The organism is Paenibacillus wynnii (genome assembly GCF_000757885.1).
In the GTDB taxonomy this organism is placed as follows: Bacteria; Bacillota; Bacilli; order Paenibacillales; family Paenibacillaceae; genus Paenibacillus_AQ; species Paenibacillus_AQ wynnii.
In genome coordinates this window covers 2041710-2060990 of the sequence record NZ_JQCR01000002.1, presented here as the reverse complement: position 1 = coordinate 2060990, position 19281 = coordinate 2041710, and the positions used below count along the sequence as shown (strand labels likewise).

The 19281-nt window shown below is 46.3% G+C and carries 19 protein-coding genes; 1 reads left to right on the top strand and 18 read right to left on the bottom strand.

The window, feature by feature from the left end:
- Window positions 1–38: 38 nt before the first annotated feature.
- The 3 genes from PWYN_RS11830 to PWYN_RS11820 form a co-directional block, all read right to left on the bottom strand.
- Entirely contained in the window at window positions 39–269 is a 231-nt protein-coding gene (locus PWYN_RS11830; protein ID WP_036651818.1) for a cold-shock protein, read from the bottom strand.
- Between the two features lie 93 nt (window positions 270–362).
- Window positions 363–563 (bottom strand): cold-shock protein, encoded by a 201-nt coding sequence (locus PWYN_RS11825; protein ID WP_019914582.1) that lies wholly within the window; start codon window positions 561–563, stop codon window positions 363–365.
- 286 nt (window positions 564–849) lie between these two features.
- Window positions 850–2091: a S1C family serine protease gene (locus PWYN_RS11820; protein ID WP_036651814.1), complete on the bottom strand. Its 1242-nt coding sequence runs from the start codon at window positions 2089–2091 to the stop codon at window positions 850–852.
- 285 nt (window positions 2092–2376) lie between these two features.
- Here PWYN_RS11820 and PWYN_RS11815 point away from each other — a divergent pair, with 285 nt between their 5' ends.
- Entirely contained in the window at window positions 2377–2583 is a 207-nt protein-coding gene (locus PWYN_RS11815) for a hypothetical protein (RefSeq protein ID WP_036651812.1), read from the top strand.
- On the opposite strand, the gene PWYN_RS11810 is transcribed toward PWYN_RS11815, so the two are convergent.
- The 15 genes from PWYN_RS11810 to PWYN_RS11740 all read right to left on the bottom strand — a co-directional run bounded on the left by PWYN_RS11810 (window position 2552) and on the right by PWYN_RS11740 (window position 19210).
- A complete protein-coding gene (locus PWYN_RS11810; RefSeq protein ID WP_036651809.1) occupies window positions 2552–3358 on the bottom strand; it encodes an MBL fold metallo-hydrolase in 807 nt (268 codons plus the stop codon). The genes PWYN_RS11815 and PWYN_RS11810 overlap by 32 nt on opposite strands.
- Window positions 3359–3374: 16 nt before the next feature.
- Complete coding sequence (yycI, locus tag PWYN_RS11805; RefSeq protein WP_036651806.1) at window positions 3375–4115, bottom strand: two-component system regulatory protein YycI; 741 nt, start codon at window positions 4113–4115, stop codon at window positions 3375–3377.
- A 26-nt stretch (window positions 4116–4141) separates the two neighbouring features.
- Complete coding sequence (locus tag PWYN_RS11800) at window positions 4142–5467, bottom strand: YycH family regulatory protein (protein ID WP_036651803.1); 1326 nt, start codon at window positions 5465–5467, stop codon at window positions 4142–4144.
- The gene (gene walK / locus PWYN_RS11795; protein WP_036651799.1) at window positions 5464–7293 is read right to left on the bottom strand and encodes a cell wall metabolism sensor histidine kinase WalK; all 1830 of its coding nucleotides are present in this window, start codon (window positions 7291–7293) and stop codon (window positions 5464–5466) included. Before walK ends, PWYN_RS11800 begins: the two co-directional genes overlap by 4 nt.
- Window positions 7293–8024 carry a response regulator YycF gene (gene yycF, locus PWYN_RS11790; protein WP_036651797.1) on the bottom strand — a complete coding sequence of 244 codons (732 nt, stop codon included), beginning with the start codon at window positions 8022–8024 and terminating at the stop codon, window positions 7293–7295. Before yycF ends, walK begins: the two co-directional genes overlap by 1 nt.
- A 137-nt stretch (window positions 8025–8161) precedes the next feature.
- A complete protein-coding gene (locus PWYN_RS11785) occupies window positions 8162–9706 on the bottom strand; it encodes a M23 family metallopeptidase (RefSeq protein ID WP_036651794.1) in 1545 nt (514 codons plus the stop codon).
- A 300-nt stretch (window positions 9707–10006) separates the two neighbouring features.
- Window positions 10007–10654, bottom strand: a complete 648-nt coding sequence (locus PWYN_RS11780; protein WP_036651792.1) for a hypothetical protein — start codon at window positions 10652–10654, stop codon at window positions 10007–10009.
- 177 nt (window positions 10655–10831) lie between these two features.
- Entirely contained in the window at window positions 10832–12118 is a 1287-nt protein-coding gene (locus tag PWYN_RS11775) for an adenylosuccinate synthase (RefSeq protein ID WP_036651790.1), read from the bottom strand.
- Between the two features lie 217 nt (window positions 12119–12335).
- Window positions 12336–13697: a replicative DNA helicase gene (gene dnaB, locus PWYN_RS11770; RefSeq protein ID WP_036651788.1), complete on the bottom strand. Its 1362-nt coding sequence runs from the start codon at window positions 13695–13697 to the stop codon at window positions 12336–12338.
- A gap of 1 nt (window position 13698) precedes the next feature.
- On the bottom strand, window positions 13699–14145 hold the full coding sequence (gene rplI / locus PWYN_RS11765) for a 50S ribosomal protein L9 (protein WP_036651787.1): 447 nt from the start codon (window positions 14143–14145) through the stop codon (window positions 13699–13701).
- Complete coding sequence (locus PWYN_RS11760) at window positions 14142–16160, bottom strand: DHH family phosphoesterase (protein WP_036651784.1); 2019 nt, start codon at window positions 16158–16160, stop codon at window positions 14142–14144. Before PWYN_RS11760 ends, rplI begins: the two co-directional genes overlap by 4 nt.
- An 11-nt stretch (window positions 16161–16171) precedes the next feature.
- Entirely contained in the window at window positions 16172–17068 is an 897-nt protein-coding gene (locus PWYN_RS11755; protein WP_036651782.1) for a DUF2232 domain-containing protein, read from the bottom strand.
- 6 nt (window positions 17069–17074) lie between these two features.
- Window positions 17075–17377, bottom strand: a complete 303-nt coding sequence (locus tag PWYN_RS11750) for a MazG-like family protein (protein WP_205622762.1) — start codon at window positions 17375–17377, stop codon at window positions 17075–17077.
- Between the two features lie 186 nt (window positions 17378–17563).
- Window positions 17564–17989 (bottom strand): CBS domain-containing protein, encoded by a 426-nt coding sequence (locus PWYN_RS11745; protein ID WP_036651778.1) that lies wholly within the window; start codon window positions 17987–17989, stop codon window positions 17564–17566.
- A gap of 192 nt (window positions 17990–18181) precedes the next feature.
- Window positions 18182–19210 carry an LCP family protein gene (locus PWYN_RS11740; RefSeq protein ID WP_036651776.1) on the bottom strand — a complete coding sequence of 343 codons (1029 nt, stop codon included), beginning with the start codon at window positions 19208–19210 and terminating at the stop codon, window positions 18182–18184.
- Between the last annotated feature and the right edge of the window lie 71 nt (window positions 19211–19281).

Genomic DNA, 19281 nt, shown 5'->3' with positions numbered 1-19281 from the left:
ATTGGATCTATAAAAATCTTGGCCCATAAAGGCGTTGGTTAGGGAATGGAAATACCCTTCTTCAGCGATTTGAGATCGCCATTCGAATTAAGCAATATTGGAAGCATCTTCATGCTTCGTTCCATTGGGGAGTCACAGAGACGGCAAGAAGGCGCATGTTCAAATGCGAAATTATCTCTCATCCATCCATTACAGCCCTCACTGGTACAGGCCCATATTGCAGTATTTTCTTCCGGTATTTCCTCCAAAGGCTTCTTCCGGTAGTTCATTACCGTTCCTCCCTTCCTTTATGTCACAAGTTGGCTAAACGAAATAAAAAAAGACCGTCCCAACTTTCACAAGCGGGGACGGTGCCTTCTATATTACAGTTTTACAACGTTTTCGGCTTGTGGTCCACGGTTGCCTTGAACAACGTTGAATTCAACGCGTTGGCCTTCGTCCAAAGTTTTGAAGCCGTCGCCAGTAATTGCGCTGAAGTGAACGAATACGTCGCTTCCGCCTTCAACCTCGATGAATCCGAAACCTTTTTCTGCGTTGAACCATTTAACTGTACCTGTTTGCATGTGTGTTACCTCCACAAATTTAAATTAATATGTTCTTTTTATCTTCAAACAAAGAAAAAATTAACACATTGAAAAGGGTTTTATTTGAAATAACAGCCCTTTTCAATAAGAAAATTATTCATCAGCTGTATGAGTATTATCATATTACCACACCTAAGATTCAAAGGCAAGATGTCCTATCCGTATTTCTCCGTTTTTCCCCATATAAGGCTGACTTCCCAATGTAAGGGTTATCAGCCCGTTTGTACAACACTGCTATATCCAGTATATGCTGCCCTGATTTTTTTTATTCCTGTGGTTTTTCCTGGAGAGTTACGGAGACTTCTTTCATGACTCCATTACGGTAAAAGGTGATCTTCAGCTGGGTCCCAATCTCCGTATGATCATATAAATACTTCCGCAGAGATAGGGTTGACGTAATCGGCTCGCTATTGAACTTGGTGATTACATCATTGAATTTCAGGCCTGCCTCTTTAGCCGGTCCAACCACATCCAGTACAACCGCACCATCCTTAATGCTATCAGGAAGGTTCAATTTCTTCAGTTGTTCTTCAGCAAGCGGTATATAGGGATTATTCAGATCAACCGAATATACACCCAGATAGGATCGGGCAATTCGCCCTTTCTCCGCTAGCTCATTTGCCGTTTTCATCACATGGTTGGCCGGAATAGCAAATCCCAATCCTTCCACACCTGTATCTGAAATTTTCATTGTATTTATACCAATGACCTGACCGTTCAAATCCACTAGAGCACCGCCGCTATTACCTTCATTGATAGCTGCATCTGTCTGAATGACTTCTTGCTCCCAGTCATATACACCATCCTGATTAAGGGATACCGGAATCTTTCGTTCTGTATAGCTGACAATCCCGGACGTAAGCGTATCGCCCAGACCCAAGGGATTACCGATAGCTATGACCGTCTCTCCCAGACGAAGCTTGGAGGAATCGCCAATTTGTGCCACCATATTGATACCTTTAGCATCAATGGACAGCACCGCGATATCACTTACCCGATCTGTGCCCACAAGGGTGGCCGGTCGAGTCTCACCGTCAACCGTAACGACTTCAAGCTTGCCCGGACCGTCAATAACGTGGTTATTCGTAATTATGAATGCCTTGGCATCTGTTTTTTTATAGATAACACCGGACCCGAGTGCCGACTCATTAAGAATATTAAGTTCCTTATTATCCTCTTTGTGATTAATTATGCTGACCACTGCCGGGCGAACCATTGCAGCTGCCTGAATAATTCGATCATACGGATCACCGCTGCTCGGTGTAACATTCTGTATCATTGCAGGTACAGCTGTGGTTTCATGGCCCAGTTGTCCTGTAACTAAACTGAATAAGAGCACTGCAACTACTGCACTGATCAAAGAGCTGATCGCAGAAATTTGAAGAGTTGACAGACTCAGGCGCGGTTTTCTTACCGGCCAGCCGCGGGTTGAAGATGGCTTCAATGCTTTACGCTCTTTGCGTCGAGATACTTTGGTTGAATAGAAATCATCATCAAACAGTCCCACCTTGAAATCCTCTCCCCTCTATCACTCTTTTAGACTCCTCAAAGTACTAAAAGGTTTCACTCCGCAACTCTCATATTCTTTCAATATAGTGGAATATTTAATGTCTTATAAGACTACAATAGTAGAAATCAAATAACTCTTAAGCGTAGAAGTGCCTACCGTTAAAACTCTCGTTTCTCTTTATGATTGTATCACAGGCTGAAGCCGGGACGTTGGTTTTCCAATGTAAAATTTCTGCATAATTTTGGCAAGATTATGGTTAAACATTTTAAGGGAGGATATCCTATGGACTCATTCTCTACAAGCATGGATCTGGTCCAGTTTATTGGCAAGCTGGGTGATTTAAAAGACGAACACTATCACATGATGCTTACTGTCAGCGCCCTAGTTGAATTGCTTATTGAGAAAGGACTCATCTCCCGTCAAGAACTGGAACGTAAGGCCGCCGAGTTAGACGGGCTTATGACTGGCTCACCTTATCCCATGGCGTAGGACGGTCATAATACGTATCACACAATTTAAATTCACCGTCTTTGAAGAAGCAGCCTAAATCCTCCATCGCAGCGCGAACCGACATTCTAGCCAAATCCATCATATTGTGATCTCTGCTTAAATGGGCCAAATAGGTCCTTTTTGTACGACCGGTAAGAATCTCACTTAGAGCAGCTCCTGCAGCATCATTCGATAAATGCCCCATATCTCCAAGGATACGCCGTTTGGTATTCCACGGATATCTACCCATTCGCAGCAGCTCAATATCATGATTAGCTTCTAGTACCAGTACATCTGCATCTGATATAGCCAGCTTCACCTTTTCACTCACATAACCCAAGTCCGTAGCTACGCACAGCTTCTCCTTGCCATCATAAAAATTATAACCTACCGGCTCCGCAGCATCATGAGAAATGGCAAACGATTCTACACGCATACTGCCAAAGTCGCGGTACTGACCGGTTTCCATGATGATCTTATTATGCTCCTGTATTTTCCCGACTCCTTTTTCAATAGCCGCCCAAGTATTGGTGTTGGCATAGATCGGAAGGTCATACTTGCGCGCCATTGCGCCCAGTCCTTTAATATGGTCTGAGTGCTCATGTGTTACCAAAATGCCGTCAATTTCCTCGCCAGTTACCTCTCGCATGCTCAGTAATTCATCTATTCTTTTCGCGCTAAGTCCTGCATCTATCATTAGAGTAGTCTCGCCATTGCGTACTACAGTAACGTTGCCGGTAGATCCGCTAGACAGCACTGTAAATGAAATCCCCATAAAGCCCCTACTCCTTCTACTCTGTTGTCTTCGGACTGATGATGTCCGCACTGATGCCATGTACATAATACGACTTTCCATTCTCCAGCACGAAGCGCCACATCGGGGCCGCCACTTGGCTCTCGGAGTTGAACAATTCACCGTAATAACCGAGCTCAATATCTTTCACTACCGTATTCGGTGCAAAATACTTCTCTATTAAACTGCTAAGCGCCTGGGAAGCCGGAAGTACCTTCTGAACCTCTTGGTTGCTGCTCGGCCCAATTTCAATCTGGGGTCTTCGGTAAGCTACAATCTTCTGATTGCTGTTTATCAGTTCCAGACTTACTCTGAACAACGGCCACTGCTTCTGGACAAGCGGATGGAGAACGTACTTTCCGACCTCGCTTTCCTGAGAATCAAGCTCATAGCTCGCGATGTCCGGAATCTCGCTCTCGAGCAGACTGCTTAACTCCGAGAAAGAGGAATAGATAAGCTTGCTGTCTATCGGCTGCTTCAGCTGCACAGGCTTCTGATCCTGCTCCCCGCCTGAATAACGATAAGTTATATCGGGCAGTTGAGGAGTGGCTGCCGGGATGGGAGACAGCACACGGATCCCTTTTTGCTCCATAATTTGCTGGGTTTCTTCAGAGAGGGAAGTGAAGTCTAGATTGGCACTGACCTGATCCCGCAGATCCATCCACAGCTGATAGCACAGCAGCAGATTCAGCAGCAAGAAAGCATAAATCAGCACATTTTTAGCTCTTCCCCAATCCATACCCCAACCCCCTCATATTGAATAACCTAATTCAGTGTAAGTATCGTCCCGTCACTGAGCGTAACCTTCCATACCGGATGCAGCTGCAGCTTGTCACCCTTTATCCCGGGAACATAGGCTGGTGCCAAATCCTTCACTGCTGACGCCTTGCCGATTTGAACCAGCTGGTTCTTCAACACTTCTCCGCCTGACAGCTCGACGATTTTCTTGATAGCCTTGGACTCATCCACATACATCAAAGATCTTTCATAAGAAGAAACCGTCCCTTGCTGCAGATCCAGATTTATAACCCCGTACTGAAGCTGCGGCTTATTCATGATGGGATAGGACCCGTAAGGGTAGGAACCATAATACTGCTGAAAAGAAATCAGCCTTTCCTCTATCCCCTCTTCAGTTGCCGCCAACTGATCCAGTGAGGTTTCTTTAGCAGCTGCAAGCCGATAACTCCCGCTCCATCCGCCATGCTTGTTAACAAAATCTACAGCTTCAAGGACATCCTTGGCAGGTGTACTTTCTCCCACAGGCAGAGCCGTAGGATCACTATAGCTCATCCAATTTTGTTCTTGATCTACCTGAAGGCTTCGCTTGCTATCTGTGTATATTTCCGAGCCGTCTTTTTCACGGATATATCGAGTACTCCCCGCATCGCGGAAAAGGTTTCTCTGCATTTGTTCGATGGTATACATATCTGAAGGGATTTCCGCTTCCACAATGGTTACATTACTGTCTGGTACATAGTAATCCCCGTTAATTGTCGTATACGGTGTCCAATTTTTGCCGAAGTCCACATGCTGCTGCACATCCTGTACGGTAAGATCGGCTTTTGCTGCTTCATACACTATATCTCCTCTGGTACTAAAAAAGAGGGCATGCGCCTTAGAGTCATTCTTAAGGTTATAGATCCAAATCCGGTCAATACTTTCCCCGGCAAACAAAGAATCGGGTGTCAGCTGCATTACCCTTTGCAGCAGCGTCACTGGAATGCCTGCACCGTAGCTCAGCTCAATACCGGGATTCTCGCTCCGAAGCTTGGACCAATCAAAGTCCTGCACGGATCGCCGCTGGAAGCTTTCAAACCCGCGCCCCTTCAGCCGATTCAGGATTAGATTATAGAAAGTCGAGCTGGGGTAGAAAAGGGTGTGCTTACTGTCCCCCAGATGAATAATCATCTTGTCAGGGTAAAGCAAATCTTCGACTTTCTCTTCCGGGCCCATGTTATCAGTCTTCACATACAGATTCTTCGAGAGGACTGCTGTGTCACTGCCCGGCAGGCGATAGATCAAGTAATAACTCTCAATAAGACTGCTAAGCACCAACAGGGCAAGGATCCATGATTTTACTCTTTCCTTCACGCTTGCCCCCTCCTTTGCTCGTCCAGAGGCAGGGTAAAGGTTACCTTAGAGCCTTGGTCCAGTTCAGATTGCAGAGAAATTGAACCTCCGTGCGCCTTCACAATTTCCCGGGCAATGGACAGCCCAAGACCGGTTCCGCCCATATTACGTGAACGTGCCTTATCGACACGGTAAAAGCGTTCAAATATACGTTCAATGTCTTTCTTAGGGATTCCTATTCCGGAGTCCCGGACGGAAATGGCCAGCATTCCTTCCTCATTGCGGCTGGCCTCAAGCTCGATCGTACCACCTTCCGGTGTGTACTTCAGCGCATTCGAGACGAGATTGCCCAGCACCTGATCGATTTGATCACGGTCAAGCCATGCATTGGAGATTCCGCGGCGGACTCTCGTGCTGATATCAATACGCTTCTGACGAATTTGAAAAGAGAACCGGTCAGCCACATCCTCTAGCATCTCAGCAATATCCGTGTGCTGCATCCGCAGCCTTGCTTCCTTGGAATCCAATCGAGACAGATGGAGCAGATCCGTAACCAGACGTATCATACGTTCCGTCTCATTGCGAATAACCCCTACAAATCGCGCAGCCAACTGCGGATCATCCAGTGCCCCGTCATCCAGCGCCTCTGCATAGCTTTTGATAGTCGTCAGCGGTGTACGCAGCTCATGGGAAACGTTAGCAACGAACTCACGGCGCGATTCCTCCAAATTCTCCTGATCGGTAACATCCTGGAGTACGGCAATGGTTCCCGCTATTCCACCTTCACGACGGTGTATCGGAGTGAAAGTCACACGTACAATATTAGGGTCCTCAAGATCTTGATGAGAAAGTCGCAGCAACGACGATTGGGCACTGCCTCCGGACAAAGCTCCTGCCTGCTCAGCATCTAATCCAAGCAGCACTTCCAGCTTTGCCCCTTCCGGCAACGGCCCTTCTTCTCCCAGCATAAGCGCAGCTCGGCGGTTCATCAGAATTACAATACCCCGTTCATCGGTGGCTACTACACCGTCGCTCATATTCGTCAGGATAGAAGCCAATTTCTCCTTCTCTTCCTCATTCTGCGAGAGCGCCTCGCGCAGTCTTCCGGTCATATAATTGAACGCCTGGCTAAGCTGACCGATTTCATCATTGCCGAACACCGGCATTTTGCGATTAAACCGCCCTTCAGCAACTGCCGTGGCATGGCGGGTCATCTCTTTGATAGGCTGGGTAATCGTATGTGCCAGAATAACCCCTAGTACGGCCGTAAGTGCTAGTGCCAGCAACAGCCCGGTAATAAACACACTATTGATTCGGCTCATCGTAGCATACAGGTCCTTCATGTCGGCAGCGATATATATAGCGCCAACTATTTTGCCACCGGAGACTACCGGCTTGGCCACAACCTTCTTCCGCACGTTATCGTCACCGATAATATATTCCTCATTATCACTAATGCCCTGCAGGGCTCGGCTTACTACCGTTTGTGTGTTGCGTTGCCCCACGTAGTCATTCTGCGAGGGAACTGAGGTTGTAATGATTTTGCCGCTGGCATCCAGTACTTGAATCTCCGCACCGTTAATGTACAAATTGTTAACCATTCCGCGCAGACTGTCTACAGAACTCTCATTATCTGAGTTTGCTGTATCCGTACTGAACTTGTCTGCCGTCAGAATAGAGAGCATCTCGGCCCTGGCTTTCAAATCCTTCGTGAAATTCTCCGTTAAAGAGTTCTTCATGGAGCTTACAAAATAAACCCCGATCAACTGCATAGCAATTAGAATAAGCAGCACGTAAATGATAATAAGTTTGGCCTGAATCGTCCGAAAAAAGGACAACCGTTTCATCATAGCCCTCCGCTTTTGGGACTATGCATCAAATAGCCGAGTCCGCGCCGCGTAAAAATATATTCAGGCTTGCTCGGATTCTCCTCGATTTTCTCCCGCAACCGCCGAATCGTTACATCCACGGTCCGCACATCACCGAAGTATTCAAATCCCCATACAGCCTGCAGCAAATGCTCACGAGTCATTACCTTGCCCGCATGCCGAATCATATAATAGAGCAGCTCATACTCACGATGTGTCAGATCCAGAGGTTCCCCGTCTTTGTATACCATATACATATCCGTATCTATAAATAAGTCGAAATGCTGAGTTCCCTGTTTACTCTCCACAGGTTCGCTTTGAGTCTCCGCAGGAGATGGCTTATGCTGCCGCCTCATCTGTGCTTTTACCCGGGCAAGCAGCTCCCGCGTACTGAACGGCTTAGTTACATAGTCATCAGCACCGAGCTCCAGTCCCAGCACCTTATCAATTTCTCCATCCTTAGCAGTAAGCATAATAATAGGAATATCCAGATGGGCAGCACGTACCTCGCGGCATACATCCATCCCGTCCTTACCCGGCAGCATCAGATCAAGCAGCATTAGGTCGGGCCGTTTGGACAGAGCAAGCTCAACCGCGCTATTCCCATCGAACGCGCAGATCACCTCGTAGCCCTCTTTTTCCAAATTAAATTTTAAAATATCGGCAATAGGCTGTTCATCGTCCACTACCAAAATCGTCCCCATCTGCATGTCTCTGCTTCACCTTTCTATTCTTACTAGTGCATTGTTCCTTTTATTTTACCATACCTATCAGGGCGTCACACCCTTCTTCAGAAGAAAGAAACCGCCCAGATAGAATCTGGACGGTAGTAGGTATAAAAAGTAGATTATCGCAAGTATTTCATGGGATTGGCTGCCGAGCCATTCTTACGGATTTCAAAATGAAGATGGGTTCCGGTTGATCGGCCGGTATTGCCCATAACACCAATCTTTGCCCCTTGCTCCAGCTTTTGACCCTGACTCACAGAGATTTTGCTCAAGTGACCGTAATAAGTCTCATATCCATTACGATGATTAATAATGACAACGTTGCCGTAGCCGCTCTGAACACCTGCGAAAGTTACTGTGCCGGCATCAGCAGCCATAATCGTACGATTGCCTGATACTAAATCCACACCTTTATGGGTACGGCCCCAACGTGCACCGAAACTGCTTGAGATCCTAGCACCAGATACGGGCCAGTTGAACATACCCGAACCTTCACCTACAATTTTAGTTCCCCGGTAGACTACTTCTGGAAGCGAAGCCTTTAGGACAGTCTGACCCAGCCACTCCTCTTGAACAACCAGACCGTTCTCCTTCGTAAGACGGTATTGCATTTCTTTTTCACCAGTCTGACCTGGACGGACCACCTTGCTTTTACCGGCTGCCAACTGGTCACTTTTACGTACGATCACTTCCGGCTCAATAATAACCTTTTCTGATATCTGCTCTACTGTTACTACGGTTATAGCAGGCTGGGGTACGGATAGCTGAAGCTGGTCCCCGATTTGCAACGTCAATTCTTTCACAGTTGGATTGTTGTTGAATATTTCCTTCTGTGTGGTCTCGAAGCGTTTGGCAATACCGGAAATGGTATCACCTTCTTGAACAGTATAGAGCAGAGGAGACTCTACGCCTTCTGTCAGCAGCTTAACGGCTTCATCCAGATCCAATATTTTGTTTGGATCCGCTTTTATGGGTAGAAGGGATACATCTTCACGAATGTTGGCCCCCTCTACCTTCTTGGATATCGGTGACGCTGTTGTTATATTCTTGGTGCTTGATGCAGTTTTCATTAGTTTAGCCCCGGCGACCTCAGCGGTCTGTCCAGGTATGTAATGCTGCTTAACCTTATTTAATACCGCAGTGGCCGTCTCCTGATCCTTTACAACCCCTACTGCTTTACCGTCTACTATCAGTTGTACGCCAACAGCATAGGCTTTCAGCATACCATCCAGCTTCGCCAACGTAGCTTCGTTGTTAATCTCTGGTTTGTAGGCTTTATCAACCTCAGTAGTAATGCCTTCCGTCTGGAGGATCATATCCGTACCGGGGTATTTCGCCTGATACTCCTGTTGTTTTTTTGCAAATAGCTGATCCAGTGCGGCCTTGTCACTCAACGTCCCAATCTCTTGCCCTTGAACCATTACTCGATAATAGGGTTCTGTATTCGCCCCCACATACTGTTTCCCTGCGCCTACTAAAAAGGTGGTGACAAGTACGATCCCTGCTGTTGCCAAAAGCCAGTTCCGCCGCAATCCTAAGGTTCCTGCAATCCCGTCCACCTTTGCGGTCATCCTGTCCTGCTGATCTTCCACGCTGGATTCTGCCGCCGCCGTTTGGCCGTTCCGCAGTTTCCCCATCCCGCGCGTAAACTTAAATCCCTTCATGAAACTCTCCCTTTCAGCTTGCTTAATCGCCAGTTGCAGCAAATAAGCTTGTATTACGACCCCGTATATATAGTCTGGTGCAAATAAATTCTGTATCCATTAGTATAAGAATCTGTGCTGTCATAGATAACAAAAAGGTTACAAAATTTTAACCCATTGACATCCTTGTTTACTTTAACATACTTCAGCGAAAAGTTTCAACTTTGTTAATGGAAAAAAACCCGCATTTTTGGCGGGTTTTTTTCCATTTTATATCATTTTTTTCCACCCAAGGTGTCCAAAATATGACTCTTTTTATTTTCAGGGATTCGTGCTGGGCGTGGGTGTAAGCATTTTCATAAGATCGTCGTATTCTTCTTTATCCACATACTTGGAGATGACCTCCTGGATCTCTGTCACTTCATTTTCGGTTAATCCATTCTCCATCGCTGTAGATATTTTTTGCATTTCCTCCTGAGGTACCTTCGTCATAAGAATATTAAAAATATTCACCTTTTCTCCAGAGGGCAAATTATTCTTTAGATTATTCATAGCTTCCGGCGTCATAACCAGCTGTTGATCAAGTGCGTCTCCACTCCCGCTCCCCGATGTCTCCGAATCCTGCTGGGCCTGCCCCATAACGGGGAGTGCATCCTCGGGTGCCGGGACATCTTCCTCGGCGGTCTTTGATACGCTTCCATCCTTAGGATCCGCTGTATCTGATGAGTTCGATTCGCTGCCTGCCAGATTAGCTTCTGTGTTCTCGGTCTCTTTACTGTTGTTGTCCATCCCTGTAAGGCTCTTAATCATTCCGCTAATTCCAGATACCGGACTATCCAGCTTAATATCGAAGCTTTTCAGCACCGACTGAATATATGCATTCACTACTATCCCTGTCGTTAATACGGAAAGACTGCTCGCCAATACGGTGATTAGGAGCACCCCAAGCGCACGTTTTAGGACCTTCATCTTCATCTCTCCCTTGCGTCGGTTCTTGTCCATAGGATAAGAGCAGCGAATACCGTTGCTATCCACTTTTCTTAGTATTGACCGTTACTGACTTCGGGAAACCTCTAAATATAGTAAGTATGCTATTTTATAAAAAAAAAGAGACCCCGATGGGCCTCTTCAATCATCCAAAAAATATTATACGTACATTGGCATTACTTGATTTGTCTGTTCACGGTTACGTCCTACGGAGAAAATAGCGATTGGAATCCCTGTTAACTCGGATACACGTTCTACGTATTTACGAGTGTTCTCCGGTAGATCCTCCAAAGTTTTTGCGGATGTGATATCCTCGCTCCAACCTGGCAGTTCCTCGTATACCGCTTCACATTCAGCCAGCTTTTTAAGGCTTGCCGGGTAAGTAGTGATGATCTCTCCACGGAATTTGTAGCCTGTGCAGATCTTCACGGTTTCCAATCCACTCAGTACATCAAGAGAGTTCAGGGATAGACCAGTGATACCGCTGACACGGCGGGCATGGCGCACAACAACACTGTCGAACCAGCCTACACGGCGAGCACGTCCTGTTACAGTACCATACTCATGTCCTGTCTCACGGATGTAATCACCAATCTCATCATTCAATTCTGTAGGGAAAGGACCGTCACCCACACGGGTAGTGTAGGCTTTAGCTACTCCGATAACCTGTTTGATCTTGGAAGGGCCAACGCCAGATCCGATACACACACCGCCGGCAGATGGGTTAGATGAAGTAACGAACGGGTATGTTCCTTGGTCAATATCCAACATAACTCCTTGCGCACCTTCAAACAGTACTCTTGCATCTGCATCAATAGCATCATTCAGCACGACCGATGTATCAGTTACATAATCACGCAGCACTTCTGCATACTCCAGATACTGAGTCAAAATCTCTTCAACATCCAAGGCTTCCGCACCATAGACCTGAGTAATCACTTGATTCTTCTCTTCCATCAGATGGCGAAGTCTAAGTTCGAACTCTTCTGCATCCATCAGATCTGAAATACGGATACCGTTACGTGCAGCTTTATCCATATAACAAGGGCCGATACCTTTACGTGTTGTACCAATCTTGTTCGGACCTTTACGATCCTCTTCCAGAGCATCAAGCAGCATATGATAAGGCATAATAACATGAGCACGGTCGCTGATGACCAGGTTCTTCGTATCGAATCCATTCTCATGGATATAATTGATTTCTTGGATTAGGGCAGCCGGATTGATAACCATACCATTACCGATTACACAAGTCTTCTCTTTATAAAATACACCTGAAGGAATCAGGCTGAGCTTATACTTCTTACCGTCAATCAGAATCGTGTGACCGGCATTGTTCCCCCCTTGATAACGGGCGACCACATCTGCGCTCTCTGCCAGAAAGTCAGTGATTTTACCTTTGCCTTCGTCTCCCCATTGTGTTCCCACCACGACAACCGTTGACATAATTTTCATTCCTCCGTAGGTGCTAGCTAAAGCACCATTATTTTTCATAATATGGGCTTTTTACGTCACACTTATGTACGCAGCCCCCCGGACGCCAGCAAGTTTTACCCCGCTAAAGCACAATTACCAGTGTAACAGCCGTTATTTTCAAAGTCAAATAAAAACGAACGATTACACAGTCAAATGTGCAATCGTTCGGAAATCGTCAATTATTAGCTTAGCCAGCAAATGGTTCGGCATGTGCCCGCTCGTAGTTAACGAACTTGTTGAAATTTTTCAAAAACACTAACTCGACCGTCCCCACGGGACCGTTACGCTGTTTAGCAAGGATAATTTCAATAATATTTTTCTTTTCCGATTCCTTGTCGTAGTAATCATCCCGATACAGGAAGGCTACGATATCGGCATCCTGCTCGATCGAACCCGACTCACGCAAGTCACTCATCATTGGACGTTTATCCTGACGCTGCTCCACTCCACGGCTAAGCTGTGACAATGCAATAACCGGGACATCTAGCTCACGGGCAATCTGCTTAAGTGTACGGGAGATTTCAGAAACCTCCTGCTGACGGTTCTCTCCGCCTTTGCCACGGCCTTGAATGAGCTGCAAATAGTCAATGACGATCATGCCTAGCCCTTTCTCTTTCTTAAGCCGGCGGCATTTGGCACGAATATCTGTAACCGTGATACCAGGTGTATCATCAATGTAAATCTCCGATTCAGATAAGGATTGAATCCCCATCGTCAGCTTTGACCAATCATCATCACTTTTGAAGTCACCTGTACGCATAATGTTAGCGTCCAGATTCGCTTCGGCACAAATCATCCGCTGTACTAGCTGAGGCGCGGACATTTCCAGACTGAATATAGCTACGGTTTCCTTGGCTCTCACCCCTACATTCTGAGCGATATTGAGCGCAAAGGCCGTTTTACCAACCGAAGGACGTGCTGCTACAATGATAAGATCATTGCGTTGAAAACCATTGGTCATCTTATCCAAATCTGCGAAGCCCGTAGGGATACCGGAGGTCCCCCCTTTGTTCTGATGAAGCAGCTCCACACGATCAAATACCTGCATTAATACATCACGGATGTTGACAAAGCCACTACCGCTTCTCCGGTTGGATATTTCCAAGATCCGGCGTTCGGCGTCACTCAGCATATTCCCGACATCTTCGCCGCCGGTGTAGCCTTCGCTTACAATCTGTGTTGCTGTGCGGATCAGCCTCCGCAGCATGGCTTTTTCCTCAATAATCTGCGCGTAATATTCTACATTCGCTGCTGTAGGCACGGCATGCGCCAACTTCGCTAGGTAGCTTACTCCACCGATTTCCTCCAACTGACCTTTATCCTGCAGTCTGGACGTCAGCGTAACCAGATCTATCGGCTGGCTCTCTTCTCCGAGTTGTACCATCGCCTCAAAAATCAATTGATGCGGCTTATCGTAGAAGTCTTCGGTATCCACACGCTCCATGGCGGTGATTAACGCTTCGTCCTGCAAAAGAACCGCACCGATTACCGCCTGCTCTGCCTCCAGATTTTGCGGTGGAATCCGATCGAAAAAGAGATCACCACCCATATTATTCCTCCGTTACCTGAACCTTAAGCGTAGCCTTTACCTCGGTATGCAGCTTCACAATCACTTGAATTACACCCAGATGGCGAATCGGCTCACTTAGCTCAATTTTTCTTTTATCAATAACAATTCCTTGTACCGAAGCCAAGGTCTCAGCAATTTGTTTGCTCGTAATAGCCCCGAATAAACGGCCGCCCTCACCGGCTTTTGCCTTCATGTTCAGGGTTAGCTCGTTCAATTTGTTCGCAAGATTCTGTGCTTCTTCCTTCTCGTTATCCTTTTTACGTTGTTCGGCTGCAGCCTGATTCTCCAACGTCTTTACATTACCGTCAGTTGCTGGACGTACCAAGCCCCGCGGCAGCAGGAAATTAGCTGCGTATCCTTCAGATACCTCTTTAACCTGACCTTTCTTACCTTGCCCTTTAACATCTTTCATAAAAATGACCTTCATTCGAATAGCCCCTCTTTCGCTTCAATTTCGGCCAGCACACTCAGCAGTCTGGCTTCCGCTTCTTTGCCTGTTCCTTCTAGCTGCACCGCTGCATTAGACAAATGCCCGCCACCGCCCAGCTTCTCCATAACCACCTGGACATTCATTCGCCCCAAAGACCTAGCACTAATGCCTATCAAGCCGTCCGGCCGCTCACTGATTACGAACGAAGCAAAAACATTCGTCATCCCTAGCAGCGTGTCAGCGGTCTGTGCAATCAACAGCTGCGGAATTTTCATTCCGGGGACCGTAACACACAGCGCTATATGATCATATACCATACGGGCATGCTTGATAATTTCAGCTTTGGAGAGATACTCCTGTAAATCCTCCTTCAGCATACGCTGAATTAAAATCGTATCCGCACCAATCCTCCGTAGAAATCCGGCTGCTTCAAAGGTTCTTGATCCGGTATGAAGAGCGAACTGCTTCGTATCTACCGTAATGCCGGCAAGCAGCATTGTCGCCTCCAACGGAGTGAGCTTTACCTTTTCATGAATATATTGCAGCAGCTCCGTAACAAGCTCACAGGTGGACGATGCATAAGGCTCCAGATAGACCAATACAGCATCGTTTATGAATTCCTCACCTCTGCGATGATGGTCCACCACTACAATCCGACTGGCATATTGAACAAGCCGAGGCTCCATAGTCATAGAGGCCTTATGGGTATCCACAACAATCAGCAAAGTATGCTCAGTCATGATCTGCAGGGCTTGCTCCGTCGGGATGAAGGACTTGTACAGCTCCTCATCCTTACGGATCTCGTCAATCATCCGGGTGATCGAAGGATTAGGACCTTCCATGACGATATTTGCTTCTACATTGTACATTTGTGCAGCTTTTAACAATCCGATTGCAGCACCCACCGAATCAATGTCCGGAGTCCGATGTCCCATAATGAGCACCCGGTCACTCTCTTGCATCAAATCGCGTAGAGCATGTGCAATAACGCGAGCTCTAACCCGGGTCCGCTTCTCCGCAGCGTTGCTCTTGCCGCCGTAGAAGGACAGCCGCTGACCGGCTTTAACTGCCGCCTGATCGCCCCCACGGCCAAGAGCCATATCTAGACTCGACTGTGCCAGGGCACCCAGCTCACTAGCGGATTCGGCCCCAAACGCCAGCCCAATACTCAGCGTCATAGGCACTTTTAGATCGGCTGTCATTTCCCGCACTTCATCTAGAATAACAAAGCGGCTTTCTTCCAGAGCCTGTAGATTCCGGTGGTTGAGCATCATTAGATAACGCTCCGAGGATAGACGGCGCAAGTAAACATCAAATTGCTTGGCCCAATCGGTGATCTCGCTGGTGACTTTGGCAATTAGCGAGGTGCGCTGCTGATCATCCATCCCCTGCGCCGATTCATCGAGATTGTCCATAAGAAGAATACCCAGAGCCAGCTTCTCTTCCTCGTACCGTTCACGGAGCACCACAAGCTCTGTAATATCATACAGATATAGGAGCCGTTCACTAGGAATCACTACAGCTTGATAGTGGCACTCATCTACTGTAATTTCTACCCTTTGATCCTTTAACGAAAGGTCCTTTACGGAATCCTTATTCAATTCCCTTTTATTCGGTACAGTCGCTTGAAAGGAGGCGATCACTTCGGGCAGTATTTCCTGAAGTGATTCACCTACCAGCGATTTTCTAGAGAAGATGTCACCTGCATGACGATTATTCCATTCGACCGTTCGATCCTCACTGTAGAGAATAATCCCTAGCGGCAGCATGCTGACCGCTTCGCCCTCTACCCGCTTGATACGAAAAGATAGGCCATTTATATATTCCACAAGGCTGCGCCGGAAGGAGATTTCCGTTTTCAACATAGTGAAGCAGAAGGTACCGGCTAGAAACAAGCTGGTCACGCCAAGAACCCAGTTATAAATGCTGATAACTATAATAAGCACAAGCAGCAGCATAAACGCCCATACGGTGTGATAGCCGTGCCAGCGTTTTTGTAGAAATTTAGGCATGAACCCTCACCCTATCGTTTCGATTTCGTGACACGCTCGCGCAGCGGAAAGACCAAATCAATAATACCGATGATCCATAGCGATGGTAGCAAAACAACTGGGATCGCCAGCAAAATCGGGAATACCTTGTTCCATTTCCGTTCATGCGCTACAAAAAAGAAAAATCCAATTGCTTGAATCTTGAATCCTAGCTGTAATAACGGTAGCAGGTTAGCAGAAATCATTAACATGTAGCTGTTATCGGAGCCGGAGAAGATCATAAGAACAATAAAACCGACCAGATAGTACCAAATAAATGATCTTGGAAGTCTCCAGTCCCGTAATGGCTTCATCTTTGGTACCGCATAGTTCATACTGTTCAGAATTGGACGGACAATAGAGTGGGTTATTACAGCAATCATAGCCGAACTAATGATTAGCGTCATTGGAATCATCTGGATGGTCATGACACTAAGCTCCCGAATTTCTTCGGAGGTCCAGCCTAAGTCTCCCATACCCATACCGATCAAGGGAGTTACCGCTAATACTTCATTTACATAATTGTAAAGATCAAAATTAAATACAGTCTTTCCGATGAATAGCAACAGCAGAAATTCGCAGAGAATGGCCAACATGCCCGCGATTACAGTGGATTGCGCAGAATCACGTTTCCTGTACCATCGGCCCATCACTAGCGCCGGAACCAACAGATACACTGCCATCAATACGTACACAGGTGAAATAAGGCCAACAATGAGCCATACCGGAAGGATGTGCAATATGAATTGCCGTGTGTTCAAAGTTGTGAACAGCACTACCGGTGGAATGATCAGAAACAGGGTTGTAATAATAAGCAATGGGGTTGACAAGGATAGCAGCAGAAGCAGGTATGCAATGCTCCATGCCATGGATGTCCAACGAAATTTCAACAGTATTCACCTCTTACGCATATGTTCTTCTAAAGCAGATATATCTTTGTAGGACTCTTCCAATTGGTGGCCTTCTTGCTTGTGCTTCCTAAGCTTCTCTAGCAGTAAATCGTCAAGCTCACGATAGGGAATCCCAAGTCTTCTCCCCAGAATATAAGAGCTCATCATCAAACTGGCCAAGCTGTCACCCACTCGGGCAGTACTGCCCTCCCATAAAGCCTTAAATAATCGGGATACTTGATCAATAACTTCCGTCTTTAGCCATTCAATAACCTTGGCCCTTTTGGCAACATCTAAATCCTTCGGCACATTTGACACGGTTCTCTACCTCCGGCAAAAAGCTTTATTCTCCATTATAGCATAAAAATTTTGCATAGGCGCAAGCGCCCCCCGGCAGCATAATACCCCTCTTTTTTTCAAAAAAGGCCCGCATTCCGTTATTGCCGGAAATACAGGCCTGGGCTTACTTTACTTCTGTTTCCATCACCGAGATCATTATATCGATTCCATGGATTGCCTTGAAACAAATTTCTCACAATATTCAATGATTTGACTCCGGCGCACAATACCTATAAACCGATTCATATCATCAACTACGGGGACAAAATTCTGGACCTTTGCCAGATTAATCAAATCTTCCATATCCGCATCAATTGATACCTGCTTATTATTCATTCTAAGCGGCACATCCTTTAGCAGAAACCTAGAAGCGGTCTCAAAGGTAACCTTCCCATTTGAGTCTTTCATGTACCAGAGTAAATCACCCTCAGTTACTGTACCTGCGTACTCACCATTCCGATTTAGGATGGGAATTGCGGTGTAACGATGATATTCCATCCGCTCCAGCGTCTGCCGCAACGTTGAATCCAGGGTTACACAGGTTACTTCCTGTTTAGGAAGTAGAAAAAATGCAATATTCATGTCTAGTCCTCCCCAAAGAATTACGAAGGAATTTCCGTTCCTTACCTTACTCTAACCATAAGAGCCTTTGTATTTATACGTAGAGACTGATAAATAGTTCCAGAATATTATACCATAAAGACAACAAGCAGCAGCCGGTAACATTCCCCATGCTGCTGCAGATGGCATACTCTATTATACGATTAAACCGTACTATTGTGCTCCCGGCGTTGAGGTAGGCTCTAGTGCGTCCCCTGCTTTTCCGGGTTCAATTAGCTGATCGATAGGTGTTCCGGCGTTCATCCAGTTATCAATCAACAGCTTGGCATTACTCAAATCCTCTTCATTAACGATATCATAGAATACTCCGCCAATACGGGTACCTTCTCCCATTACCGTGAAGCTGGAGATATCCATCTCTTTACCGCCCATGATTTTTTTAGCTAGACTAATTATCATAGAAGGCTGCATGTCGGTCTTGAAGTTTTCACCCATAATGTCGAGCAGTGATGAGATATTTGCAATTTGATTGAATGATAACATCTTATTCGCGGCTACATCAAGAAATACCTGTTGTCGCTTCGTGCGGTTGAAATCGCTATCCTCACGGTATCTTACGTAGTTTAGAGCATCTACACCACTATAGCTGGATTTCCCACCGACAATCGTAAACTTTTCGTGATCCTTGCCTTTATTAACGATATCTTTCTTAATCGGCAGCGGAACGCCGCCAATCGCATCTACTACATCCTTCAACCCTTGAAAGTTAATGGTGGCATAATACTCAATATCATGGCCGAGAAGAGCTTCGAGTGTATCTTTAGCCATTTGTTGCCCTCCGAAGGCATAGGAATGAGTGATTTTATCCTTCTTATTGTCATCATGTCCTATAATCTCTGTGTACGTATCCCGCGGAATCGAGATCAGCAGGACCTTAGCATCCTCTGGGCGGACAACAGCATAAATCATAGTATCCGAACGCGCCGTTTCGTTGCCACGCTGATCCGTACCCAACAGCATTAGAGAAAACGGCTCATTTTTGTACGCAATGGGCTCGGGCTTAATTGAATTGTTCTCGTTGACCAATGGTACGTAGGATTTACTTTCCAGCGTTGCCTTGACTTGGTCTGACAAGAATAAATCAAAAGCCAGCACAGTCAACGGTTTGCGGAAGAGAAAAGCTCCGGCTGCAATCAGCAGAACAACAATAAGAGCAATGTATCTTTTTTTCATTTTTTTCATTGGATTAATTCCTTCTTTGTTCTGAAATAAAAATAAGGACTAGGGATGATAAACAACATTTCTATTGTAAT